Source organism: Nitrobacter sp. (assembly GCF_051535235.1).
Taxonomy (GTDB): domain Bacteria; phylum Pseudomonadota; class Alphaproteobacteria; order Rhizobiales; family Xanthobacteraceae; genus Nitrobacter.
In genome coordinates, this window is record NZ_JBPPLZ010000006.1 from 140,773 (window position 1) to 163,287 (window position 22,515).

A 22,515-nucleotide genomic window follows, 5' to 3' on the forward strand; every position below is an offset into this window, starting at 1 on the left:
TCATTCGGGAGGACGTCATGCACTCAGATCTCACCGGTTATGTGGATGTCGCGCAGGTTACACTGTACGCATTCTGGATTTTCTTCGGCTGCCTGATCTTCTATCTGCGGCGTGAGGACAAGCGCGAAGGCTATCCGCTGCAATATGAGGATGATGGCCGCCGCAGTGGCGTCGGCTTCCCCTCTTTTCCCGGCCTCAAGAAGTATCTGCTTCGTAACGGTCACACCGCAACCGTGCCGAGTTGGAAGAACGATCGCCGCGATGCGCCGGTGACGCCGATGGCGCCCTGGCCGGGTTCGCCCTATGTGCCGACGGGTAATCCAATGCTCGACGGCGTCGGCCCTGCCTCCTATGCCGATCGCGAAGACGTCCCCGAACTCTCGATGGATAACGTTCCGGCGATCGTGCCGCTGCGCGTCGAGCCCACGATCGTGGTCGAGCAGCGCGATCCCGATCCGCGTGGAATGCCAGTGATCGGCGCCGATGGCGAGATCGGCGGCATAGTCCGGGATGTGTGGGTCGACCGCGCCGAAATGCTGATCCGCTACCTCGAGGTCGAGGTGACGGGAGCAGCCGACCGCAACGTTCTGGTGCCCATGACCATGGCGCGCATCAAGATGCGCTGGGGCGAGGGCAGCGTCCTGGTTCAATCCATCCTTGGCCGGCAATTCGCGGATGCGCCGGTGCTTGCCAACCCCGATCAGGTGACCAAGCGCGAAGAGGACAGGATCGTCGGTTATTTCGGCGGTGGCAATCTGTACGCCATCGCTGCTCGCCAGGAGCCGCTGCTGTGAGTATCCGGGTGGGCCAGTTCGAGGATCTCGATATGCCTCGTGACGAGAACCTGCTCTGGCAGGGCCGGCCGGATGCGCGTGCTCTGGCGGTCCGGGTGTTTCACGTCCGGCTGGTCGCGATCTACTTCGCGCTGCTGTCTGCGGCACGGGTCGTGATTGACGTCTCCGACGGCAGGTCATGGTTCGATGCCGCGATGGCCGGGTCGCAATTGGCCATTCCGCTCGCGGTCGGGCTGGTCCTGCTTTGCGGACTGGCGTTGCTCTATAGCCGCACGACCCGGTACAGCGTGACCAACCGGCGTTTGTTGCTGCAATTCGGTGCAGTGCTGCCGATGACGCTCAACATCCCCTTCAAGCAGATCGCGAGCGCTGCGGTGAAGGAATACGCCGACGGTACCGGCGATCTGCCCATTGCCGTCATCAGCGAAAAACGATTGGCGTTTCTGTTGCTGTGGCCGCATGTGCGACCCTGGCGGCTGACGAAGGTCGAGCCCATGCTTCGCTGCGTGCCGGACGCGCGCAACGTCGCCGATCTTCTGACAAAGGCACTGACAACCGCGTCCTCGCCGGCGCCTGAGCCGGTCGTTACCGCAATGCCGGTGCCGCAGCCGGCAGAGGTTGGCTCTGTTGTCGCGACTGCGGCGTAAGGAGGAGACGATGAGCGCAGCCCGTGCCGAAAGAATGGTTCCCCGCGGGGCGATCCTTGGAGCAGCCGCGCTGATCGGATTCTCGCTTGTCCTCGCGAGCGTTAGTCGATTAACGGGCATCGGCGCGGTCCGAGCCGACTATGCAAAGACGGTGCAGAGCATGTCGGTCCGGTTCGAGGATCGCGCCGATGGCGGCGTTGCGGTGATTGCGCCCCGGAGCGGCGCGGTCGTCGGGGTCGTACCGGCAGGAACCGACGGCTTCGTCCGCACCGTGCTGCGCAGTCTCGCCTTCGACCGCCAGCGCTACGGTGTGGACGCAGGGCCGGCCTTCGTCATCGCCAAGTGGTCGGATGGGCATTCCACCATCGAGGATCCTGCCACAGGTCGCCGCGTCGATCTTGCGGCGTTCGGCGCTGTCAACATGCAGGCCTTCCAACACGTGATCGCCATGCGAGGTAACAGGCCATGACCCTGCTCCGGAGAGTGGAACCCCGTCGCTTCGATGTCGAATGCACGATTGAAATCGAGCAGACCGGCGAGAGTCTGCATGCTCATGTCAGTCTCGACGGCGATGTCGATATACGCCCCGGCGACCAGGTCACCATTCAGGGTGCGCCGGTCCGGGTCGCATTCGGTGACTGCGTCCAATTGCGTCGCACCGCCACGGTCGTGCGCGCCGGCGCGCTCAAGCGCTTCATGACATACGTCGCCGGCTATCTCGAACTCACTGAACTCTACGAAGTCAGCTTCTCGGACGGGAGGGCATCATGATTGCGATCGAAGGCGGGACCCGGACATCGTCGAGCACCGACATGGCGAGCGAGGACACCATCCTCAGCCCGCGCTTCTACACGACCGATTTCGACGCCATGGACCGGCTCAACGTCGATCTCGTACGGCGTGAATGGGACGCCGTGATCTCCGATCTGCGTGCTGACTTCAATCGCAAGCATTTCGTCAAGACCACGGAGTTCGAGAAGGGGTTCGACGAGCTTCCGGACGATCTGCGCAAGGAGTTCAAGGACTTTCTGGTCAGCTCGCTAACGGCGGAATTTTCGGGCTGCGTGCTCTATGCCGAGATCAAGAAGCGCATCAAGAACCCGGATATTCGCGAACTGTTCACCTATATGAGTCGCGACGAGGCGCGTCATGCCGGTTTCATTAACGAGATCCTGAAGGATCACGGCATCGGGGTTGACCTCGGCTTTCTGACCAAGGTCAAGAAATACACCTATTTCAAACCGAAGTTCATCTTCTATGCGACCTATCTGTCGGAGAAGATCGGCTACGCGCGATACATCACGATCTACCGGGAGATGGAACGCAATCCGGACCGGCAGTTTCATCCGATCTTTCGCTGGTTCGAGAGATGGTGCAACGACGAGTTCCGCCATGGCGAAGCCTTTGCGCTGCTGATGCGCGCCGATCCCAGCCTGCTCAGGGGTTACAACAAGCTCTGGATCAAGTTCTTCCTGCTCGCAGTGTTCGCCACCATGTATGTGCGCGATCACATGCGGCCGGCCTTCCATGCGGCGCTTGGCGTAAGTTCGACGGACTACGACATGCGGGTGTTCAGGATCACCTCGGAAATCTCGCGACAGGTGTTTCCTGTGCTGCTCGATATCGATGACCCGCGCTTCCTGGCCGGCCTTGAACGGCTGCGGAAGAATGCGGAAGCGATCGCCGACGCAAAAGCGCGCAGCGGACTGGCTGCGCGCTTCAGGCGCGTCGTCCTGCCGCTCGCGGCAGCCGCTGCCTTCTTCCGGCTGTTCATGCTGCCGGCCAAAAGCAACGAGTTGCCGCGCGAGATCAGGCTTCAACCTGCTTGGTGATGGGAGCCTGTCATGGGCGCACTTGCAATCGCAATTCCTTACGTTCTCTTCGTTTGGTGGTTTTCGACAGGCACGGTGCTGCTGCTGGTCGGGCTGTCGTTGCGGCACGGGGCAGTCCTGAAAGCGGGGACGGCAGTTCTGTTCGTGGCCTCGCTCGCGGGACTCACCGCCAGCAGTCAGATAACGAGCGCCACAGGCGCCTATTGCGTCTTCACCTGCGCTATCCTGCTGTGGGGCGCCGTCGAGATATCGCTGCTGGCGGGCTGGATCACCGGCCCGCGGCCTGAAGCCTGCCCACGCGATTGCTCCACGGTCGATCGCGTGTGGTTTGCGCTGCAGGCGACCGCCTATCATGAGTTTGCCCTGATCGCGACGGCAAGCCTTGTCTTCCTTGTGACCTCAGGCGCGCCCAATCAGCTTGGTTGGTGGACATTTGCGGCGATGCTGTTGTTGCGGCAAAGCGCCAAGATCAATCTGTTTCTCGGCGTGCGCACGCTCAACGACGAACTGATGCCGGCGCAGGTGAATTTTCTTCGGAGCTATTTTGCGCGCAAGCCGATCAATGCGCTGTTTCCGCTCTCGGTGACGCTCGCGACCGCGGCCGCGGCGTGGCTCGCCGTCGCTGCTAACGATGCGGGATCGGATTTCGAGGCGCTGTGCTACGCGCTGTTGGCAGCGCTCGTTGCGCTGGGAGCGCTCGAACACTGGTTCATGGTCCTTCCGATGCCGGTGGTCGACCTCTGGCGCTGGAGTGTCCGCTCGCAGAAGCCGGTCGCGAATGTTCCGGAGCCGCCGGCACGGCCGGTTCTCGCGGTCATTCCCGGCGGCGGCGGTGCGGCGCCTGAACGGCCGGCTGCGAAAAGTGCCGCTTTTCTCGAAAGGCAACGCCTGGAAGACCAGTTTCGTCAGGCCTATCGCGAAAGCAAGGCTGCCGGCGCTGTCCAGATCGTGTCGGGGCATGTCGGCGCTGTCGAACAGGACGCGTCATTGGGTTTCAACCGGACAGCTGAGGGGAGATCGCCATGAACTACGAAGACTATTTCCGCCGCCAATTGGATGGTCTCCGCCGCGAGGGCCGCTATCGTGTTTTCGCCGATCTTGAGCGCAAGGCCGGTTCATTCCCGCGCGCCATGCATCACACGCCGTCCGGCCCGCGCGAAGCGACGGTGTGGTGCTCGAACGACTATCTCGGAATGGGGCAGCATCCGGAGGTTCTGGCTGCGATGCACGAAGCGCTCGATCGTTGCGGCGCCGGCGCCGGCGGCACGCGCAACATCGCCGGCACCAATCACTACCACGTTCTGCTGGAGGCGGAACTGGCCGAACTGCACGGCAAGCAGGCGGCGCTGCTGTTCAATTCCGGCTATGTCTCGAACTGGACGACGCTCAGCACCCTGGCCTCCCGCATGCCGGGCTGCGTCATCCTGTCGGACGAGCTGAACCACGCCTCGATGATCGAAGGCATGAAGCAAAGCCGTTGCGTCACGCGGGTGTTTCGGCACAACGATGTCGCCGATCTGAAACGCAAGCTCTCTGACCTTGATCGCGATGCGCCCAAGCTCGTTGCGTTCGAGTCGGTCTATTCGATGGACGGCGACATCGCGCCGATCGCAGACATCTGCGATGTCGCGGATGAACATGGTGCGCTGACCTATCTCGACGAGGTGCATGCCGTCGGTCTGTACGGGCCACGCGGCGGCGGCATATCGGACCGCGAGCGGCTCACTGACCGCCTAAGCGTCATCGAAGGAACGCTCGCCAAGGCGTTCGGCGTTATCGGCGGCTACATCACAGGCTCTCACACCCTCTGCGACTTCGTTCGCAGCTTCGCCTCGGGATTCATCTTCTCCAGCGCATTGCCGCCGGCGGTCGCCGCCGGAGCCTTGACCAGCATCCGTCATCTGAAGGCAAGTTCGCAGGAGCGCGAACGACACCAGGAACGCGTCGCCACCTTGCGGCGCCGGCTGGATCAAGCGGGCGTGCAGCATCTCGACAATCCAAGCCACATCGTGCCGGTGATGGTGCGCGATCCCGTCCTCTGCAAGCAGATCAGCGACACGTTGCTCGATCGTTACGGCATCTATGTGCAGCCGATCAATTACCCGACCGTCGCTCGGGGTACGGAACGCCTGCGCATCACGCCGTCGCCGCTTCACTCCGACGAGGACATCGACGCGTTGGTGACGGCGCTCTCCGAGATCTGGGCTGAGGTCGGGTTGGCGCGTGCCGCCTGACGCCGGTCCGGACCCATGACGAGGTCCGGATCGACGTCTCTAAAAGCCGCGGAAGGACCCGTTACTTCGGCGCGCCTTCCAGATGGCCGCCGCTGTCCGGCCCCGATCCGCTCGTAGAGCCGGTCGGAGCCTTACGGCTATCCGGCGACGGATTTTGCGGTTGATAGGGTTTCGGCGTGTTCGGGTCCGTCCGTTCGGTCGACAATTGATTGTTGCGTTCCGTGGCTTCCGACACGGCCGTTCCCGAATGAGAACGGTATCCGAATGTCAGGAGCGTCATCCCGATCAGGGCCACGGCGAGCAGGCCGAGGAGTTCTGCGCCTGCGCCGGAGGGTTCGACGCCGCGCGATGTGCCGTCACCCCCGAGTGCATAAGCCGCAGCCTCACGGTTGCGACGTGATCGCAGGAAGGCAAGAAAGAATCCCGCTGCGACGATGACGCCTGCAGCCAAGGTGAAGAACATAAGCCAGCTCAGGGGCGTATCTCCGGTCATGGCATTCTCCAAAAGAGTTTCGGAGTGTCTACGCCTCGGATGCCGGAGTGTTCCTACGGATAACGGTTCCAATTATCGTCCGGCTTCCCGGCGCTATCCAGGGAAGGGAAACCACGGTGACCGATCGTGAAGGAACCGCTGGTTGCCGAACGCGCTGATGCAGGTCGCGTCCAGATCGCCATGTTCGCTGCCATGAGGTGGCGCGCAACAGGCTCGCGGAGGCGGGACCACGATCGCCGAACCGACGCAATTGCGTATCGATCCGCGCGATGTCCGGAAAAGAGATAATCGATCGCGCCCAAACTGAGTTGAAAACTGCCTTGGCGGGCATCGACACGCGAAGGGCCGGCTATCGGAGACCGCTGTATGTCGTGAAGCGGGTCTCTTCTCGGATACGCCGGGGGCTACCAGATCCCCGGCGCACCGTCGGTCGATTTCTTGTTCGGCGCGTGCTGTCGTCGATCGCCGCCGGAGATAATACAGCAGCGCATCCGCTGCACCTGGCTGCCTGCTGCCTACATTTCCGGGCGGCGGCGTCACATTCACGAAAACGCGGCCGAACCGCCATCAGCGCATATCAAAAGCCGATTGTGATCGGAATACGCGCTGGTCATCGCTCAAGAGCATTGTCCGGCTAGTGGAGTTCCACTTAGCCGGAAGATGCTCAGTACCCCATCCAGCGGGGCGGTTCGTTCAACTTGTCAGGCCAGGTCAGAGCCTTCGTCGAATACCAGTTGTCGACTTCCTTTTTTACGAAGTCTGTTCCCCACCCGTAACGCTGCTGCAGCTTTTTCTCGAGTTGCTCCTTGTTGCCAGCGATCTCCCAAAGGTCGTCGAAAGTGAACTTGCCCCACTGATCTCTGACCTTGTACTTGACCTGATCCCAGTTTTCTTCAATCCGATTCCAGTCCATTTTTTAGTCCTCCTCCATGGTAGCGAAAGAGAAATCGGTCCCTGCACATTTGTTCCGGGGTCAAATGGTCGCACCCTGAATGAGGAGGTCGGGTTTGCTGCTGCGCCTGCGAAAGCGATTGCTGGATGGTCATGTCGGGAGACGTTGAATGATGCAGAAGACCGGAAGCGGAAAACACAAGACGTCCTATCCGGACCCGGATGCGACCGAGTTTGTTCACGATCGCGAAGAGTACAGCGCCCCTGACCTCCCCGAACGGTTGAGCAATCCCATGCGGGTCGACCTGGGATTGCTGGCGCGGATCGACGCGGCCAGAAAAGCAGGCGGGCCGGTCGGCGAGCACTCGGTCTGGTCGCGATGGTACGACTCCCAGGTCGAGGAATTGCGCGGCCGGTGGATGGCGCTGTTCGACTTCTACAAAATCGCCGCGCGATCGCCCGAGGATGCCTGGATGCAGCTTGCGACCGCTTTGGCGCGCGATTTCGTTCCGGGCCTGCTGGTGGAAAATGTTTTTCCGACCCAGGATCTTCTCATTGAACAGGCGCGGCTTTTCACCCTGATCACGGAGGTGTCGGAAGCCGTGCGCGCGCGGCGCGGCGAGGCGAGCGATCATGTTTCGGAACGAGCGGTGCTTGAGGAGGACTTTTTCAACGAGCAACCGTGGAACGCCGAGTTGTTTGGAAAGAAACCGGACAGCATCGATACGCTGGTGACGAGGTTTGCGCGGGAGAAGGAGCGCTTCGCCAGATTGCTGATCGAGCAATATTGGTCCAAGGCCGCGATCCTGTCCTTCTTTGCCGATTCCGGTCTTGAAGCGCCCGAATTCATCGCCGATCTGCCGACGTAGGGCTTCGGGACACAGCCTCGAAGGGGTTCAAACGGATTTAAGGGGCGAGTTTGTCGAGCGCCGCTGCCGTTTTCTGAAACGGCCGACCTGCGTGAAAATCACACGCCGGGCACGGGTTAGACAAAACGCGTGCCGATGCGTTGGTACCGCAGCCTGAAACCGGCAAAAGAGGCTACGTCCATCATCCCCGTAGCGGCCGGTTGTCACCCGGCGTGTGCGACCGACAACGGAACTGACTATACGACGGCCTCATCGGCTTTTCCATCGCCATGACACCGGAGCGGGCGCGAACGACCGCACCGCAACCGGATGCCCTCGTCATTCAGGAGCTTGTCTCGCGTGATGTCGCGTCGGCCGCGTCCGGCAGGCTCTCGAGCAGGGTTTGCAACGTCTTCAGTGTCGATTGATCGGCGACGCCGTCGACACGTTCCGGCCGGAAGTGACGCTGAAAGGCCGTCACCACTTCCGCGGTCGTGTTGTCGAATGTCCCGCTCGCCTTGATGCCGTAGCCGTATTGCGACAGCGCCTGCTGAAGCGCGCGGACGTCGTCGCCCTCGCTGCCGGTCTTTATCACCTCGCCCGGCACGATCGGTGCCGGCTGGACCCAGTGCCCGACGCCGGAATCCGCCAGCGCGTGCCACGGAAATTTTTCGCCGGGATCTTTCTTGCGTGAAGGCGCGACGTCGGAATGCCCGACAACGCGCCAGGGCGGAATGTCGCGCCGAATAATGATGCCGCGGCACAGCGCGATGACGGCGGCGATCTGCCGGAGCGGATAGTCCGGATAGCCCCAATCATGGCCGCGATTGACGATCTCGATACCGATCGAGCAGGAGTTGATGTCCTCTTCGCCGGCCCATGAGGCGACGCCGGCGTGCCAGGCCCGCTTGACCTCCTGGACGCACTGCACAACGCGGCCGTCCTCGAGCACGACATAATGTGCGGAGACGTCGGTGCCGGAGGTGCACAATCGGGCCAGCGCGCCTTCGACGTCGGGCATCCCGGTATAGTGCAGCACAATCATGTCCGGCTGCCGTCCTTTGGCCCGGTCGCCGAAGTTCATGGAGGGCACGGTGTCGGAGACCACCGATGAGTCCGGGATGAAGGTCGGCATTCCAGCGATAGCCTTGGGGACCGGGAGAGGGCGTCGACGTCTGGGGTCGGAATAAGCGTATGCGGACGAACCTGATAGCATGCAACAACCCGGAACAGATAGGAGAACGGCCCGCGGCGTGAAGCGCGCGGTCCATTGTCGACGACTCAAGCGGTCCATTGTCGACGACTCAAAGTGTAATCACTATCCGGACGCCTGATCCGGCAGGCAATCGAAGCCTGATCCTCTTTCGCCTTTTCCCCGACTTTGGAGGACTGAATCAGGGGCAAGCGCATCGGGCGCGACAACTCGATTCCGGCCAAAACCATCAACTCTTTCTTAACGCTAACGGCCGTTACTGAGTGATGAAGTGCCGAGCCGGTTTCGGAGCGGCCGAGGTCCCATTTGCGTTCGAAATCCCCATGGCAGCCCCTCAAATTCCATGTGGAAGCCCGGGTTTGTCAGCCTATCTCCTGGCGCGGGAGCGGGTGGGGGCCAAGCCGGCTGGACCCGCCGTGGCGATGCGGCGCAGTGACCGGGGTGGTCGGTTGATTTTCAGACGTTCGGGGCGGAATGGACGCGCGCGTGTCGAGAGCAATGCATCTGCGGACGGGGGCGGGACCATGACGGTTGCGCCGGTTCGTCATGTGCCCGTGCTCGGTCGCGAGGCTGTCGCCATGCTCGCGCCGCATGCGGGCGGTGTCTACGTCGATGCGACCTTCGGGGGCGGGGGCTATTCCCGCGCCATCCTTGCTGCGGCCGATACCCGCGTGATCGGGATCGACCGCGACCGCACCGCGATCGCCAGCGGCTTCGGTCTGGTCGAGGAGTCCGGCGGCAGGCTGACGCTGGTCGAGGACCGCTTTTCCAATCTTGCCGCGATCTGCGCCGCGGAGGGTGCTGACGCCGTCGACGGCATCGTCATGGATGTCGGGGTGTCCTCGATGCAACTCGACGAGGCCGGTCGCGGTTTCTCGTTCCGTCTCGACGGTCCACTCGACATGCGCATGAGCGGGCATGGGCCAACCGCGGCCGATGTGGTGGCGCGCGCCTCCGAGACCGATCTCGCCAACATCATCTATGTCTTCGGCGAGGAGCGGCGCTCGCGCGCGGTGGCGCGCGCCATCGTTGCCGCACGGCGCGACGCGCCGATCGCGACCACGCGGGCGCTGGCCGATATCGTCTCGAAGGTGGTCCGCGCCAAGCCGCACGAGATTCATCCGGCGACGCGGACATTCCAGGCGTTGCGGATTTTCGTCAACGAGGAACTCGACGAACTGATCACGGCGCTGGCGGCGGCGGAACGCGTGCTCAAGCCGGGCGGCCGGCTCGCGGTGGTGTCCTTTCATTCGCTGGAAGACCGCATCGTCAAGAACTTCTTCGCCGCGCGCGGCAAGACCGGCGGCGGTTCGCGCCACCGGCCGGAAATCGAGCGGGCCGCGCCGAGCTTTGCCATTCTGACGCGCCGTCCGGTGACGGCGGGGGAGGACGAGGTTCGCGCCAACCCGCGTGCCCGTTCCGCCAAGCTGCGCGCCGCCGAACGCACCGCCGCGCCCGCGTTCGACGCCGACACGCATCCGGACTGGCCTTCGCTCGCAAACGTGATGCGGGGAGGCTGATCGATGCGGATCATCCACTTCCTCGTCGTCTGCGCGCTGGTCTATGCGGCATCCTATGTCTACCGCATCAAGATGGATTCCACGGCCCGCACCGAGCGCGTGCTGCGTCTTCAGGCGCAGGTGCGCGAGCAGCGCGAGGCGATTGCGGCCTTGCGTTCGGAATGGGCCAAGCTCGATGCGCCGAGACGTCTGCAAATTCTGGCCGAGCGACATTTGAAACTGAAGCCGATCGAAGCCACGCAATTCGATTCACTGAAGAACCTGCCGGAGCGGCCGCCGAGCCTGGTGCCGCCCGGCACGTCCGACCCGATCGGCGCCATGATCGAGATCGTCGATCCCGATCTCATCACCGGTTCGCTTCCCGCGCCGGAGGGCCCGCGATGACCGGCCGGAACAAGCCCGGAGGCGTCAGCCGCACGCTGTCGGTGGCGTGGAGCCAGCGCGTGATCCGCAACCTGCTCTACGGGCGCAACGTCGATCGCGCCGCGAAGGCGCGGGTGCGCGTCGGCCTCGTCATTATCATATTCGGCCTGATCTATGCGGTGATCGCGGCGCGCCTCGTGATGTTTGCGGCATTCCCGGATGATCGGGGAGGTCACCGCACGGCGTCGCAGGATGCGATCGCGACTGCTCGGCCCGATATCGTTGATCGCAACGGCCAGGTTCTCGCCACCGACGTCAAGGCGCCGAGCCTGTTCGGCGAGCCCCGCCGCATCATCGATCGCGACGAGGCGGTCGAACTGCTGACGGCGACGCTGCCCGATCTTGAGACCGCCGAGGTCCGCCAGCGCCTCGGCACCCGCAAGGGCTTCGTATGGCTGAAGCGCGAGATCACCCCGTCGCAGCAGAAGGAAATCCACAACCTCGGCATTCCGGGCATCGGCTTCCTGCGCGAGAACAAACGCGTCTACCCAAGCGGCAGCGAGGTCGCGCACCTGATCGGTCTGGTCAACATCGACAACCAGGGCATCGCAGGCATGGAGAAGTGGCTCGACAGCAACGGGCTCGCCGATCTGCATCGCGCCGGCTTCGCCACCGACCGCCTGCAAAAACCTATTGAACTCTCGGTCGACCTGCGCGTCGAGCACGCGCTGCGCGACGAGTTGCTCAAGGCCAAGGAGCATTATCACGCCAAGGCCGCCTCGGGCCTCGTCTCCAATGTGCGGACCGGCGAGATCGTCGCGATGGTCTCGCTGCCGGATTTCGATCCGAACAACCCGAAGGAAGCCCACGATCCCGATCGCATCAACCGTTTGACAACGGGCGTCTACGAAATGGGGTCGACCTTCAAGGCCTTCACGCTGGCGATGGCGCTCGATTCCGGCAAGTACGATCTGAATTCGATGTGGGATGCGCGTGCGCCGCTGCATTTCGGCCGCTTCACGATCCATGACGACCATCGGCTCGGCCGCTTCATCAACATGAAAGAGGTGTTCACCTATTCGTCCAACATCGGCGCGGCGCGGATCGCGCTGGCGCAAGGCGTCGAGGCGCACAAGGCATTCCTGCGCAAGATGGGCCAGATGGATCGCCTGCGCACCGAACTGCCGGAAAGCGCGGCACCGATCCTGCCGCGGAAGTGGGGCGAACTGAACACCGTCACCATCGCTTTCGGTCATGGCATCGCGGTGGCGCCGTTGCAGGCCGTGATGGGCATCGATGCGCTGGTCAATGGTGGTTACCTCATTCCGCCGACCTTTCTGAAGCGGTCGGAAGCGGATGCGATGAAACTCGCAAAGCGGGTCATCAAGAAGGAAACCAGCGACAAGATGCGCTTCCTGCTGAGGCTGAACGCCGAGGTCGGCACCGCAAAGAAGGCCGACGTCAAGGGCTACTATGTCGGCGGCAAGACCGGCACCGCCGAGAAGGTCATCAACGGCCGCTATGCCAAGAAGCGCGTGCTCAACGCCTTCACCGCGATCCTGCCGGCGGACAATCCGCAGTATCAGCTTCTGGTGATGCTGGACGAGCCGCAGCCGCTCAAGGAGACGTTCGGCTTCATCACCTCCGGCTGGAACGCGGTGCCGACCGGCGGCAAGGTGATCGCGCGCATCGCGCCGCTTCTCGGCGTCCAGCCCCGGTTCGATCTGCCGCCGTCCGACCGCCTTATTCTTGCGGCATCTCGAGCGACGCAGTAAACGCGGGGTCAGCGGCGCGGCCGGGACCAGGAGAGCATGAAACTTCGCGAGCTTTTCGGCGACGATGCCGCCATGGACGTGCGGACCGGCGAGCTTGCCGTCACGGGCCTTGCCGCGGACAGCCGCGAGGTCAAGCCGGGCGATCTGTTTTTCGCGCTTGCCGGGACGACGACCGATGGCGCGCGGTTCGTCGATGCCGCGGTTGCGTCCGGCGCCGTCGCGGTGGCCGGTGAGCACGCGCCGGCGGGTGGCCGCGTTCCGTTCGTCGCGACGCCGAATTCGCGCCGCGCGCTGGCGCTGGCTGCGGCGAAATTTTTTCGGCGACAGCCGGGGACGATCGCAGCCGTCACCGGCACCAGCGGCAAGACATCGGTCGCAGCCTTCACCCGGCAGATCTGGCAGCGCCTCGGTCATCCCGCCGCCAGCATCGGTACCATCGGCGTGGTCTCGCCGTCGCGCAACGTGTACGGCTCGGTGACGACGCCCGATCCGATCGCGCTGCATCGCGAACTCGATCAGCTCGCGGGCGAGGGCGTGACGCATCTCGCGCTGGAAGCGTCCTCGCACGGACTCGACCAGCATCGCCTCGACGGCGTGCGCGTGCGCGCCGCCGGCTTCACCAATCTCTCGCGCGACCACATGGATTATCATCCGACCGTTACGCACTATCTCGATACAAAACTGCGGCTGTTCCGCGAACTGGTCGAGCCGGACGGCGTCGCCGTGATTTCCGCCGATCACGATTGTTCGGGCACGGTGATCGAAGCCGCCGTCGCGCGCAACCTGCCGGTGATGCGTGTTGGCCGCCGCGGCGACGGCAAGCACATCGGCATTCGCCTGGTCGACGCGGTCATCGATGGCTTTGCGCAACGGGTGACTCTCGAACACGCGGGATGCGAGCGCATCATACATCTGCCACTGGTCGGCGAATTCCAGATCGAGAATGCGCTGGTGTCGGCGGGTCTCGTCATCGGCACCGGCGGCGACGCCGATCAGGTGTTCGCGGCGCTCGAGCATCTCGAAGGCGCCAAGGGGCGGCTTGAACTGGTTGGCGAGGGCAACGGTGCGCCGGTCTTTGTCGATTACGCTCACAAGCCGGACGCGCTGGCGAAAGCGCTGCAGGCGCTGCGGCCGTATGCCAGGCGACGGCTCGTGGTGGTGTTCGGCGCGGGCGGCGACCGTGACGCGGGCAAGCGTCCGCTGATGGGCGAGATCGCCGTCAACAATGCTGATACAGTCATCGTCACCGACGACAATCCGCGCAGCGAAGATCCCGCCGCGATCCGCGCTGCGATCCTCGCGGCCGCGCGCGGCGCGCGCGAGATCGGCGATCGCACGGAGGCGATCCGGGCCGCGATCGCGGGCCTGCAGCCCGGAGACGCATTGCTGATCGCCGGCAAGGGCCACGAGACCGGACAGATCGTCGGCGACCGGGTACTGCCGTTCAGCGATCACGAGGCGGCCATCGCTGCGTTGACAGCGGGGGCCGCATGAGCGCGCAGCCGTTGTGGACAGTGGACGCTATGGCTGCGGCGATGCGCGCCGAACGGCGAGGGGCATTGCCGGCGGCGATCACCGGCATCTCCATCGACAGCCGCACCCTTGCACCGGGCGAGGCCTATTTCGCGATCAGGGGTGACGTGCATGACGGCCACGCTTTCGTCGATGCCGCCTTGAAGGCAGGCGCAGCGCTGGCAGTGGTCGAGGCCGCGCAGCGCGACAACTTCACGGCCGATGCACCTTTGCTGATCGTCAACGATGTGCTGGCCGCCTTGTGCGATCTGGCGCGGGCCGCGCGCGCGCGGCTTTCAGCGCAAGTGATCGCGGTGACGGGTTCGGTCGGCAAGACCTCGACCAAGGAGGCGCTGCGAAGCGTGCTGGCCGCGCAGGGTAAGACCCACGCCTCGGTGGCCTCGTTCAACAATCATTGGGGTGTGCCGCTATCGCTGGCGCGCTGCCCGGCGGACGCGCGTTTTGCGGTCTTCGAGATCGGAATGAATCACGCGGGCGAGATCGCGCCGCTGGTTAAGATGGTGCGGCCGCATATCGCCATCATCACCACGGTCGAGCCGGTGCATCTGGAGTTCTTCTCGGGCGTCGAGGCGATCGCTGACGCCAAGGCGGAAATTTTCGAAGGCGTCGAGCCGGGCGGCGCCGTCGTGCTGAACCGCGACAACGCGCAGTTCGCACGGTTGCGGCAGCGCGCCAAGAAACTCGGCATCGCGAGGATCGTCTCGTTCGGCGCCGACGAAAAGGCCGACGCGCGCCTGCTCGACGTGGCGCTGCATCCGGCGTGCTCCGCCGTGCATGCCAGAATTCTCGGTCACGAATTGACCTATAAGCTCGCCCTGCCCGGCCGCCACATGGCGATGAACTCGCTGGCGGTTCTGGCGGCGTCATCGTTGGCCGGCGCGGACCTTGCGCTTGCGGGTCTTGCGCTGTCGCAGGCGCAGCCGGCCGCGGGACGCGGCGTGCGCCATGTCCTGACCGTGCCGAACGGCGAAGCGACATTGATCGACGAGAGTTACAACGCCAATCCGGCCTCGATGGCGGCGGCGCTCAACGTGCTCGGCCAGGCCGAAACAGGCGCGCAGGGCCGCCGCATCGCCGTGCTGGGCGACATGCTGGAACTCGGCACAGGAAGTGCGGATCTGCACCGCGGCCTGACCGGGCCGATCAATGCCAATGCCATCGACATGGTATTTTGCTGCGGCCCCCTGATGCGCAACCTGTGGGACGCGCTTTCCTCCGGCAGGCGGGGCGGCTATGCAGAGGGATCGGGCGCGCTCGAATCGCAGGTGGTGGCGGCGATCCGTGCCGGCGACGTCATCATGGTCAAGGGCTCGCTGGGATCGCGAATGAAAGTGATCGTGACGGCGCTCGAAAAGCGATTTCCCGGCAACGCCGCGCATGACGGAGTCGCGGTTTAGGGTTTCACATGTTTTATTGGCTGATCGATCTTTCCAACACTGTTCCGGGACTCGGCGTTTTCAAGCCGCTCCTGAACGTCTTCCGCTACATCACCTTCCGCACCGGCGGCGCGATGGTGACCGGCGCGTTGTTCGTGTTCCTGTTCGGTCCCTGGATCATCGACAACCTCCGCTTGCGCCAGGGCAAGGGACAGCCCATCCGCTCCGACGGACCGCAGTCCCATCTCGTCAGCAAGAAGGGCACGCCGACCATGGGCGGCCTGATGATCCTGTCGGGACTTGTCGTGTCGACCGTGTTGTGGGCCAATCCGCTCAATCCCTATGTCTGGATCGTGCTCGCGGTGACGCTCGGTTTCGGCATCATCGGATTCTATGACGACTATCTGAAGGTGACAAAGCAGACCCATGCCGGGTTCGCCGGACGGACCCGCCTCCTGCTCGAACTGGTGATCGCGCTGGCCGCCTGCTATGCGCTGGTCCGCCTCGGCCGCGAGCCGTTCTCGACCGCGCTGGTGATCCCGTTCTTCAAGGACGTGGTGCTGGACCTCGGCTGGTTCTTCCTTGCCTTCGGCGCCTTCATCATCGTCGGCGCCGGCAATGCGGTGAATCTCACCGATGGCCTGGACGGCCTCGCCATCGTGCCGGTCATGATCGCGTCCGCGAGCTTCGCCATGATCGCCTACCTTGCTGGCAATGCGGTGTTCGCCGACTACCTCCAGATCAACTACATCGCCGGCGCCGGTGAACTCGCGGTGCTGTGCGGCGCGGTGCTCGGGGCGGGCCTCGGCTTCCTCTGGTTCAACGCGCCACCGGCCTCGATCTTCATGGGCGACACCGGTTCGCTGGCGCTCGGCGGCATGCTTGGCTCGATCGCGGTCGCGGTGAAGCACGAGATCGTGCTTGCGGTCATCGGCGGCCTGTTCGTTCTTGAAGCGGTGTCGGTGATCGTGCAGGTGACGTCGTTCAAGCTCACGGGAAAGCGCATCTTCAAGATGGCGCCGATCCACCATCACTTCGAGCAACTCGGCTGGACCGAGCCACAGATCGTGATCCGGTTCTGGATCATCTCGGTGATGCTGGCGCTGGCCGGCCTCTCCACGCTGAAGCTGCGGTGATTTTTCGTCATGGCCGGGCTTGTGGTGACCAGAATCGTTCGCGCGACTGTTGGCGAATTCGCTTCCCCCTCGTGGGGGAGGATTAGGGAGGGGGGTGCCCACGCCGTCAATGCATCAACACACTCCCCTCTCGACCTCTCCCCCAGCACATGTCGGGCCTGCCCGGTCTGCGCCAATTGGGTTTCAGATCGCGCTCGCGCGATCTGTTGGAGGGGGGGAGCAGTCCGTGCGCGCGGCAAGGCCTTCCCATGATCCCCGTCACCTCCTTCGCCGGCAAGATGGTCGCTGTGTTCGGCCTTGGCGGCTCCGGCCTTGCGAGCTGTCAGGCGCTGAAGGCGGGCGGGGCGGAAGTCATCGCAAGCGACGACAGTGCCGACAATCTCGCGAAGGCGGCGCAGGCCGGCTTCATCACCGCTGATCTGCGCACGGTGGCGTGGACCAATTTCGCCGCGCTGGTGCTTGCGCCCGGCGTGCCGCTGACGCACCCGGAGCCGCACTGGAGCGTGCTGGCGGCGCGCGAGGCCGGCGTCGAGGTGATCGGCGACATCGAACTGTTCTGCCGCGAGCGGCGTCGTCATGTGCCCGACGCGCCGTTCGTCGCCATCACCGGCACCAACGGCAAGTCCACCACCACCGCGCTGGTTGCACATCTGATGCGCGAGGCCGGTCACGACGTGCAGATGGGCGGCAACATCGGCACCGCGATCCTGTCGCTGGAGCCGCCGCGCAAGGGGCGCGTGCATGTCATCGAGATGTCGTCGTATCAGATCGACCTGACGCCTTCACTCGATCCGACGGTCGGCATCCTGCTCAATGTCAGTCCCGATCATCTCGACCGCCACGGCACCATCGAGCACTATGCGGCGGTGAAGGAGAGGCTGGTCGCGAGCGTGCAGCCGCAGGGAACGGCCGTCATCGGTGTCGACGATATCTGGAGCCGGGCGGCGGCTGATCGCGTCGAACAGGCCGGCAAGCGCGTGGTGCGGGTTTCGGTGAAGCGGCCGCTCGCGGATGGCATCTGTGTCGATCATGGCAGAATCGTCCGCGCCAGCGGCGGAGCACAGACCGAAATCGCCGACATCGGCGGTATCGGTTCGCTGCGCGGGCGGCACAACGCGCAGAACGCCGCATGCGCCTCGGCGGCGGCGCTTGCGCTCGGCGTGACCAACGACATCCTGCAAAAGGGCTTGCGCAGCTTTCCCGGGCTCGCGCACCGCATGGAGCAGGTCGGCCGCAAGGCCAACGTTCTGTTCGTCAACGACTCGAAAGGCACCAACGCCGACGCCACCGAGAAAGCATTGTCGTCCTTCGCCGACATTTTCTGGATCGCCGGCGGCAAGCCGAAGAGCGGCGGTATCAGGCCGCTCGCCGAACTGTTTCCGCGTATTCGCAAGGCCTATCTGATCGGGGAGGCGGCGCAGGACATCGCGGCGACGCTTGACGGCAAAGTGCCGTACGAGATCAGCGGGTCGCTGGAAGCGGCGGTGCCGGTCGCCGCGTGCGACGCCGAGGCGTCGGGCCTTGCGGACGTCGTGGTGCTGCTGTCGCCGGCCTGTGCATCGTTCGATCAGTTCCGCAATTTTGAAGTCCGCGGCGACCGCTTCCGCGAACTGGTGCAGGCGCTGCCCGGTGTGAAGTCGGTGGGGTGAGATTGTTTTCACCCTCCCCTGGAGGGTGTGGCTTCACCCCAACCCGGCTCGCATCTCGCTTCGCTCAATGCTCGCCTACCCACGAGCGAGCTTTGCTCGTCTCGGACCCCTCCAGGGGAAGGTGAAGAAGATCTTCCGCTGGAAGGCATGGATTGCTCCTGAAACGGGATCGCTCCCGAAAACTTGTCCTGTTTCCTTAACCTCCCGGTAATCACGATCGGGGACCAATGGCGTGATCTCCGCCCGCAGGATCCGCCATGATTTCACGCGAACAACGCACGCCGCTCTCGGAATGGTGGTGGACTGTGGACCGGTGGCTGCTGGCGGCCATGATCCTTCTGATGCTGACGGGCGTGGTGCTGTCGCTGGCGGCCAGTCCCTCGGTCGCGACCCGGATCGGGCTTGATCCGTTCCACTTCTTTCATCGCCATGTCTTGTTTCTGCTGCCCTCGATCGTCGTGATGGTCGGCGTGTCGTTCCTGTCGCCGCGCCAGATCCGCCGCTCGGCGCTGATCGTCTTCGCGCTCAGCATCGTGCTGATCGTGGCCACGCTCGCGTTCGGCCCGGAGGTCAAGGGCGCGAAACGCTGGATCACGATCCTCGGCGTCAACATCCAGGCCTCGGAATCCGCAAAACCCGCTTTCGTCGTGTTGGCGGCGTGGCTGTTCTCGGAGTCCGCGCGAAAGCCCGAGATGCCCGCGACCTCGATGGCGCTGACGCTGCTATTGGGGCTCGTCACCCTTTTGGTGCTGGAGCCGGATTTCGGCCAGACCATGCTGATCCTGATGGTGTGGGGCGCGCTGTTCTTCATCGCAGGCATGCGCATCGTCTGGGTGTTCGGTCTCGCAGGCACCGCGATCGCCGGATTGTTCGCCGCCTATATGCTGGTTCCCCACGTCGCAGCCCGCATCCAGCGCTTCATGGATCCGGCTTCCGGCGATACCTTCCAGGTCGATACCGCGATGGACGCTTTCGCCAACGGCGGCTGGTTCGGCCTTGGCCCCGGCGAGGGCATCGCCAAGCGGAGCCTTCCGGACAGTCATACCGATTTCGTGTTCGCGGTCGGCGCCGAGGAGTTCGGCATCATCATGTGCCTTGCGCTGCTGGCACTGTTCACCTTCATCGTCATGCGCACCCTGTCGCGCGCCTATGCATCGGAGGATCTGTTCTCGCGCTTCGCCGCGTCCGGGCTCGCGATCATGTTCGGCGTGCAGGCCGCCATCAACATGGCGGTCAACCTGCATCTGATCCCCGCCAAGGGTATGACGCTGCCGTTCATTTCCTACGGCGGCTCGTCGATGGTCTCGCTCGCTTACGGCGTCGGCCTGATGCTGGCGCTGACGCGGCAGAGGCCGCGCACGGAAATGGAATCGATCGGTGAGGCCACCGCCGCCGCGAGTTATGCTTAGATGGATGTGCGTCCACGGCTTGACCGTCATGTCGGGCCATAGCCATTCGAAGAATGGCGTCGCTTTGCTCGTCTATGGTGCCGGGCATTCACGTCTTTCAAGCGTGTGATAAGAAAAGGCGTGGATGGCCGGGACGAAGCCCGGCCATGACGATGGTGATGGGTCGAATCTTGTGACCGAACAACAACCTCTCATCCTGCTCGCCGCCGGGGGCACCGGGGGACATCTGTTTCCAGCGGAGGCGCTCGGCGTCGAGTTGATGAAGCGTGGCCTGCGGGTGCGGCTGGTGACGGACTCGCGTGCGTTGCGCTATAGCGGACTGTTCTCGAAGGATATGACCGACGTGGTGCCGAGCGAGACCGTGCGCGGCCGCTCGCCGCTCGCGCTGGCGCGCACCGGCCTGACGCTCGCGGCCGGCACGGCGGTCGCGCTCAAGCTGATGCATCGGTTGAAGCCAGCCGCCGTGATCGGCTTTGGCGGCTACCCGACCTTGCCGCCGCTGCTGGCCGCGCGTATCGCCGGAATTCCGACATTGATTCACGACGCCAACGCGGTGATGGGCCGCGCCAACCGCTTCCTGTCGCGCCGCGTCAGCGCCATCGCCACCTCGCTGCCCGGCGTGCTCGCCAGGGAGCCGTCGCTGATCGGCAAGACCACGACGACCGGCACGCCGATGCGGCCGGCGATTCTCGCGGCCGCCGCCGTTGCCTTTGCCGCGCCCGGTCCGGACGATCCCATCCGCGTTCTCATCGTCGGCGGCAGCCAGGGCGCGCGCGTCATGAGCGACATCGTGCCGGCGGCGATCGAAAAGCTCGAAGCCGCGCTGCGGCGGCGGCTGGTCCTGACCCAGCAGGTTCGCGACGAGGACATGACGCGGGTCCACGCGGTTTATGACCGGATTGGGATCAACGCCGAACTGGCGCCGTTCTTCGCCGACCTGCCGGCGCGGCTGGCTGCGAGCCATGTGATCGTGTCACGCTCCGGCGCAGGCACCGTGGCCGAGCTTGGCGCGATCGGCCGTCCCTCCATTCTTGTGCCGCTGCCCGGCGCGATCGATCAGGACCAATTCGCCAATGCCGGCGTGCTGGCGGATGCCGGCGGCGCGATCCGCATCGTGCAGGCGGATTTCACGCCGGAGCGCCTTGCGGCCGAATTGTCCGCGCTGGCCGACGATCCGGCGCGGCTTGCGGCCATGGCGGCGGCGGCGCGCACCGTGGGCCGGCTTGACGCAGCGGAGCGGCTCGCGGATCTGGTCGTTAAAGTGGCTGGAATCTAGCTGATTCCGGCTTGTCATGCCCCGCGAAAGCGAGGCATCCAGTACGCCGTGCGGGCCGCTGTGAATCGGTGTCGCGGAATACTGGATCGTCCGCTTGGGACGATGACGGCAAGGAATAGACATGAGACTGCCGCGCGAAATCGGCCCCATCCACTTCGTCGGCATCGGCGGCATCGGCATGAGCGGCATCGCCGAGGTGCTGTGCAATCTCGGCTATACCGTGCAGGGCTCGGACGCTTCCGAGGGCGCTAACGTCAGCCGCCTTCGTGAGAAGGGCATCAATGTCACGGTCGGCCACAAGGCCGGCAACGTGAACGGCGCGGACGTGCTTGTGGTTTCCACCGCGATCAGGCGCGACAACCCCGAACTGATGGCGGCGCGGGCGCAACGCATTCCGGTCGTGCGCCGCGCGGAAATGCTCGCCGAACTGATGCGGCTGAAAAGCTGCGTCGCCATCGCCGGCACCCACGGCAAGACCACCACCACGTCGATGGTCGCGGCGCTGCTCGACGCCGGCGATTTCGATCCCACCGTCATCAACGGCGGTATCATCAACGCCTATGGCACCAATGCGCGGCTCGGGGCGGGCGAGTGGATGGTGGTGGAAGCCGACGAGAGCGACGGCACGTTCCTGAAGCTGCCGACCGACGTCGCCATTGTGACCAATGTCGACCCCGAACACCTCGATCACTTCAAGACGTTTGATGCCGTGCAGGACGCGTTCCGCTCGTTCGTGGAGAACGTGCCGTTTTACGGCTTCGCGGTGATGTGCATCGATCATGCCGTCGTGCAGAGCATGGTCGGCAAGATCGAGGACCGTCGCATCATCACCTACGGCGAGAACCCGCAGGCCGACGCGCGGCTGGTCGACCTTGTGCCGAACGGCGGCGGCTCGCATTTCAAGGTGGTGTTCCGCAACCGCAAGACCGACGCCGCCCACGAGATTTCCGATCTGGTGCTGCCGATGCCCGGCCGCCATAACGCGCTCAACGCCACGGCGGCGATCGCGGTGGCGCATGAACTCGGCATTCCCGACGCGACCATCCGCAGCGCCATCGCTGGCTTCGGCGGCGTCAAGAGGCGCTTTACCAAGACCGGCGAGTGGAACGGCGTCACCATTATCGACGACTACGGTCATCATCCGGTCGAGATCGCAGCGGTGCTGAAAGCGGCGCGCGAGTCCACCAGCGGCCGGGTCATCGCGGTGGTGCAGCCGCATCGCTACACCCGCCTGCAATCGCTGTTCGAGGAGTTCTGCACCTGCTTCAACGATGCCGATACCGTTGTCGTCGCCGAGGTCTATCCGGCGGGCGAGGCGCCGATCGAGGGCATCGACCGCGATCACTTCGTGCTCGGCCTGCGCGCTCACGGGCACCGTCAGGTGGTGCCGTTGCAGGAGTCGGCGGCGCTGCCGGGCGTCGTCGCGGGTCTGGCAAAGCCTGGCGACTATGTGGTGTGTCTCGGCGCCGGCAACATCACGCAGTGGGCTTACGCGCTGCCGGGTGAACTCAAGGCGCTGGGATGAG

21 protein-coding genes are annotated in these 22,515 nt (G+C 64.3%); 18 read left to right on the plus strand and 3 right to left on the minus strand.

Annotated features, from left to right (window positions below; genetic code table 11):
- Positions 1 to 17: 17 nt before the first annotated feature.
- The 7 genes from puhA to hemA are packed head-to-tail and all read left to right on the plus strand — an operon-like array spanning position 18 to position 5,507.
- Complete coding sequence (puhA, locus tag ACS3WA_RS10300; RefSeq protein ID WP_438278432.1) at positions 18 to 794, plus strand: photosynthetic reaction center subunit H; 777 nt, start codon at positions 18 to 20, stop codon at positions 792 to 794.
- Positions 791 to 1,441, plus strand: coding sequence for a photosynthetic complex putative assembly protein PuhB (puhB, locus tag ACS3WA_RS10305; RefSeq protein ID WP_438278433.1), 651 nt, complete (start codon positions 791 to 793; stop codon positions 1,439 to 1,441). Before puhA ends, puhB begins: the two co-directional genes overlap by 4 nt.
- A gap of 10 nt (positions 1,442 to 1,451) precedes the next feature.
- The gene (gene puhC / locus ACS3WA_RS10310) at positions 1,452 to 1,910 is read left to right on the plus strand and encodes a photosynthetic complex assembly protein PuhC (RefSeq protein WP_438278434.1); all 459 of its coding nucleotides are present in this window, start codon (positions 1,452 to 1,454) and stop codon (positions 1,908 to 1,910) included.
- Entirely contained in the window at positions 1,907 to 2,212 is a 306-nt protein-coding gene (locus tag ACS3WA_RS10315; protein WP_438274296.1) for a hypothetical protein, read from the plus strand. The genes puhC and ACS3WA_RS10315 overlap by 4 nt, the downstream gene beginning before the upstream one ends.
- Positions 2,209 to 3,273 carry a magnesium-protoporphyrin IX monomethyl ester (oxidative) cyclase gene (acsF, locus tag ACS3WA_RS10320; protein ID WP_438278435.1) on the plus strand — a complete coding sequence of 355 codons (1,065 nt, stop codon included), beginning with the start codon at positions 2,209 to 2,211 and terminating at the stop codon, positions 3,271 to 3,273. Before ACS3WA_RS10315 ends, acsF begins: the two co-directional genes overlap by 4 nt.
- A 12-nt stretch (positions 3,274 to 3,285) precedes the next feature.
- Positions 3,286 to 4,299: a putative photosynthetic complex assembly protein PuhE gene (puhE, locus tag ACS3WA_RS10325; protein WP_438278436.1), complete on the plus strand. Its 1,014-nt coding sequence runs from the start codon at positions 3,286 to 3,288 to the stop codon at positions 4,297 to 4,299.
- Positions 4,296 to 5,507, plus strand: a complete 1,212-nt coding sequence (gene hemA / locus ACS3WA_RS10330; protein WP_438278437.1) for a 5-aminolevulinate synthase — start codon at positions 4,296 to 4,298, stop codon at positions 5,505 to 5,507. The genes puhE and hemA overlap by 4 nt, the downstream gene beginning before the upstream one ends.
- Before the next feature lie 61 nt (positions 5,508 to 5,568).
- Here hemA and ACS3WA_RS10335 read toward each other — a convergent pair whose 3' ends face one another.
- Positions 5,569 to 6,000, minus strand: a complete 432-nt coding sequence (locus tag ACS3WA_RS10335) for a hypothetical protein (protein ID WP_438278438.1) — start codon at positions 5,998 to 6,000, stop codon at positions 5,569 to 5,571.
- 664 nt (positions 6,001 to 6,664) lie between these two features.
- Positions 6,665 to 6,913 carry a CsbD family protein gene (locus tag ACS3WA_RS10340; protein WP_292695798.1) on the minus strand — a complete coding sequence of 83 codons (249 nt, stop codon included), beginning with the start codon at positions 6,911 to 6,913 and terminating at the stop codon, positions 6,665 to 6,667.
- A gap of 148 nt (positions 6,914 to 7,061) precedes the next feature.
- Between ACS3WA_RS10340 and ACS3WA_RS10345 the strand changes: the two genes are divergently transcribed.
- Positions 7,062 to 7,760 carry a hypothetical protein gene (locus ACS3WA_RS10345; RefSeq protein WP_438278439.1) on the plus strand — a complete coding sequence of 233 codons (699 nt, stop codon included), beginning with the start codon at positions 7,062 to 7,064 and terminating at the stop codon, positions 7,758 to 7,760.
- A gap of 322 nt (positions 7,761 to 8,082) precedes the next feature.
- On the opposite strand, the gene ACS3WA_RS10350 is transcribed toward ACS3WA_RS10345, so the two are convergent.
- Complete coding sequence (locus ACS3WA_RS10350; protein WP_438278440.1) at positions 8,083 to 8,955, minus strand: N-acetylmuramoyl-L-alanine amidase; 873 nt, start codon at positions 8,953 to 8,955, stop codon at positions 8,083 to 8,085.
- A gap of 320 nt (positions 8,956 to 9,275) precedes the next feature.
- Here ACS3WA_RS10350 and rsmH point away from each other — a divergent pair, with 320 nt between their 5' ends.
- The 10 genes from rsmH (at position 9,276) to murC (ending at position 22,514) form a co-directional block, all read left to right on the plus strand.
- Positions 9,276 to 10,472 carry a 16S rRNA (cytosine(1402)-N(4))-methyltransferase RsmH gene (gene rsmH / locus ACS3WA_RS10355; protein ID WP_438278441.1) on the plus strand — a complete coding sequence of 399 codons (1,197 nt, stop codon included), beginning with the start codon at positions 9,276 to 9,278 and terminating at the stop codon, positions 10,470 to 10,472.
- Positions 10,473 to 10,475: 3 nt separating this feature from the next.
- Positions 10,476 to 10,856, plus strand: a complete 381-nt coding sequence (gene ftsL / locus ACS3WA_RS10360; RefSeq protein ID WP_438278442.1) for a cell division protein FtsL — start codon at positions 10,476 to 10,478, stop codon at positions 10,854 to 10,856.
- Positions 10,853 to 12,610 carry a peptidoglycan D,D-transpeptidase FtsI family protein gene (locus ACS3WA_RS10365; RefSeq protein WP_438278443.1) on the plus strand — a complete coding sequence of 586 codons (1,758 nt, stop codon included), beginning with the start codon at positions 10,853 to 10,855 and terminating at the stop codon, positions 12,608 to 12,610. Before ftsL ends, ACS3WA_RS10365 begins: the two co-directional genes overlap by 4 nt.
- A gap of 36 nt (positions 12,611 to 12,646) precedes the next feature.
- A complete protein-coding gene (locus tag ACS3WA_RS10370; protein WP_438278444.1) occupies positions 12,647 to 14,104 on the plus strand; it encodes a UDP-N-acetylmuramoyl-L-alanyl-D-glutamate--2,6-diaminopimelate ligase in 1,458 nt (485 codons plus the stop codon).
- A complete protein-coding gene (locus ACS3WA_RS10375) occupies positions 14,101 to 15,540 on the plus strand; it encodes a UDP-N-acetylmuramoylalanyl-D-glutamyl-2,6-diaminopimelate--D-alanyl-D-alanine ligase (RefSeq protein ID WP_438278445.1) in 1,440 nt (479 codons plus the stop codon). The genes ACS3WA_RS10370 and ACS3WA_RS10375 overlap by 4 nt, the downstream gene beginning before the upstream one ends.
- A gap of 8 nt (positions 15,541 to 15,548) precedes the next feature.
- Positions 15,549 to 16,655, plus strand: a complete 1,107-nt coding sequence (gene mraY, locus ACS3WA_RS10380; protein WP_438278446.1) for a phospho-N-acetylmuramoyl-pentapeptide-transferase — start codon at positions 15,549 to 15,551, stop codon at positions 16,653 to 16,655.
- A gap of 248 nt (positions 16,656 to 16,903) precedes the next feature.
- The gene (murD, locus tag ACS3WA_RS10385) at positions 16,904 to 18,304 is read left to right on the plus strand and encodes a UDP-N-acetylmuramoyl-L-alanine--D-glutamate ligase (RefSeq protein WP_438278447.1); all 1,401 of its coding nucleotides are present in this window, start codon (positions 16,904 to 16,906) and stop codon (positions 18,302 to 18,304) included.
- A 257-nt stretch (positions 18,305 to 18,561) separates the two neighbouring features.
- Positions 18,562 to 19,713, plus strand: coding sequence for a putative lipid II flippase FtsW (gene ftsW / locus ACS3WA_RS10390; protein WP_438278448.1), 1,152 nt, complete (start codon positions 18,562 to 18,564; stop codon positions 19,711 to 19,713).
- 172 nt (positions 19,714 to 19,885) lie between these two features.
- Positions 19,886 to 20,989, plus strand: a complete 1,104-nt coding sequence (gene murG / locus ACS3WA_RS10395) for an undecaprenyldiphospho-muramoylpentapeptide beta-N-acetylglucosaminyltransferase (RefSeq protein ID WP_438278519.1) — start codon at positions 19,886 to 19,888, stop codon at positions 20,987 to 20,989.
- Between the two features lie 121 nt (positions 20,990 to 21,110).
- Positions 21,111 to 22,514, plus strand: a complete 1,404-nt coding sequence (gene murC, locus ACS3WA_RS10400; RefSeq protein ID WP_438278449.1) for a UDP-N-acetylmuramate--L-alanine ligase — start codon at positions 21,111 to 21,113, stop codon at positions 22,512 to 22,514.
- Position 22,515: the final 1 nt, after the last annotated feature.

Excerpts from the sequence above, each read along its gene's own strand:
- puhA (WP_438278432.1), top strand. The coding sequence starts at position 18 with ATGCACTCAGATCTCACCGGTTATGTGGATGTCGCGCAGGTTACACTG.
- puhC (WP_438278434.1), top strand. The coding sequence starts at position 1,452 with ATGAGCGCAGCCCGTGCCGAAAGAATGGTTCCCCGCGGGGCGATCCTT.
- ACS3WA_RS10315 (WP_438274296.1), top strand. The coding sequence starts at position 1,907 with ATGACCCTGCTCCGGAGAGTGGAACCCCGTCGCTTCGATGTCGAATGC.
- acsF (WP_438278435.1), top strand. The coding sequence starts at position 2,209 with ATGATTGCGATCGAAGGCGGGACCCGGACATCGTCGAGCACCGACATG.
- puhE (WP_438278436.1), top strand. The coding sequence starts at position 3,286 with ATGGGCGCACTTGCAATCGCAATTCCTTACGTTCTCTTCGTTTGGTGG.
- hemA (WP_438278437.1), top strand. The coding sequence starts at position 4,296 with ATGAACTACGAAGACTATTTCCGCCGCCAATTGGATGGTCTCCGCCGC.
- ACS3WA_RS10335 (WP_438278438.1), bottom strand. The coding sequence starts at position 6,000 with ATGACCGGAGATACGCCCCTGAGCTGGCTTATGTTCTTCACCTTGGCT.
- ACS3WA_RS10340 (WP_292695798.1), bottom strand. The coding sequence starts at position 6,913 with ATGGACTGGAATCGGATTGAAGAAAACTGGGATCAGGTCAAGTACAAG.
- ACS3WA_RS10345 (WP_438278439.1), top strand. The coding sequence starts at position 7,062 with ATGATGCAGAAGACCGGAAGCGGAAAACACAAGACGTCCTATCCGGAC.
- ACS3WA_RS10350 (WP_438278440.1), bottom strand. The coding sequence starts at position 8,955 with ATGCTATCAGGTTCGTCCGCATACGCTTATTCCGACCCCAGACGTCGA.
- rsmH (WP_438278441.1), top strand. The coding sequence starts at position 9,276 with ATGGCAGCCCCTCAAATTCCATGTGGAAGCCCGGGTTTGTCAGCCTAT.
- ftsL (WP_438278442.1), top strand. The coding sequence starts at position 10,476 with ATGCGGATCATCCACTTCCTCGTCGTCTGCGCGCTGGTCTATGCGGCA.
- ACS3WA_RS10365 (WP_438278443.1), top strand. The coding sequence starts at position 10,853 with ATGACCGGCCGGAACAAGCCCGGAGGCGTCAGCCGCACGCTGTCGGTG.
- ACS3WA_RS10370 (WP_438278444.1), top strand. The coding sequence starts at position 12,647 with ATGAAACTTCGCGAGCTTTTCGGCGACGATGCCGCCATGGACGTGCGG.
- ACS3WA_RS10375 (WP_438278445.1), top strand. The coding sequence starts at position 14,101 with ATGAGCGCGCAGCCGTTGTGGACAGTGGACGCTATGGCTGCGGCGATG.
- mraY (WP_438278446.1), top strand. The coding sequence starts at position 15,549 with ATGTTTTATTGGCTGATCGATCTTTCCAACACTGTTCCGGGACTCGGC.
- murD (WP_438278447.1), top strand. The coding sequence starts at position 16,904 with ATGATCCCCGTCACCTCCTTCGCCGGCAAGATGGTCGCTGTGTTCGGC.
- ftsW (WP_438278448.1), top strand. The coding sequence starts at position 18,562 with ATGATTTCACGCGAACAACGCACGCCGCTCTCGGAATGGTGGTGGACT.
- murC (WP_438278449.1), top strand. The coding sequence starts at position 21,111 with ATGAGACTGCCGCGCGAAATCGGCCCCATCCACTTCGTCGGCATCGGC.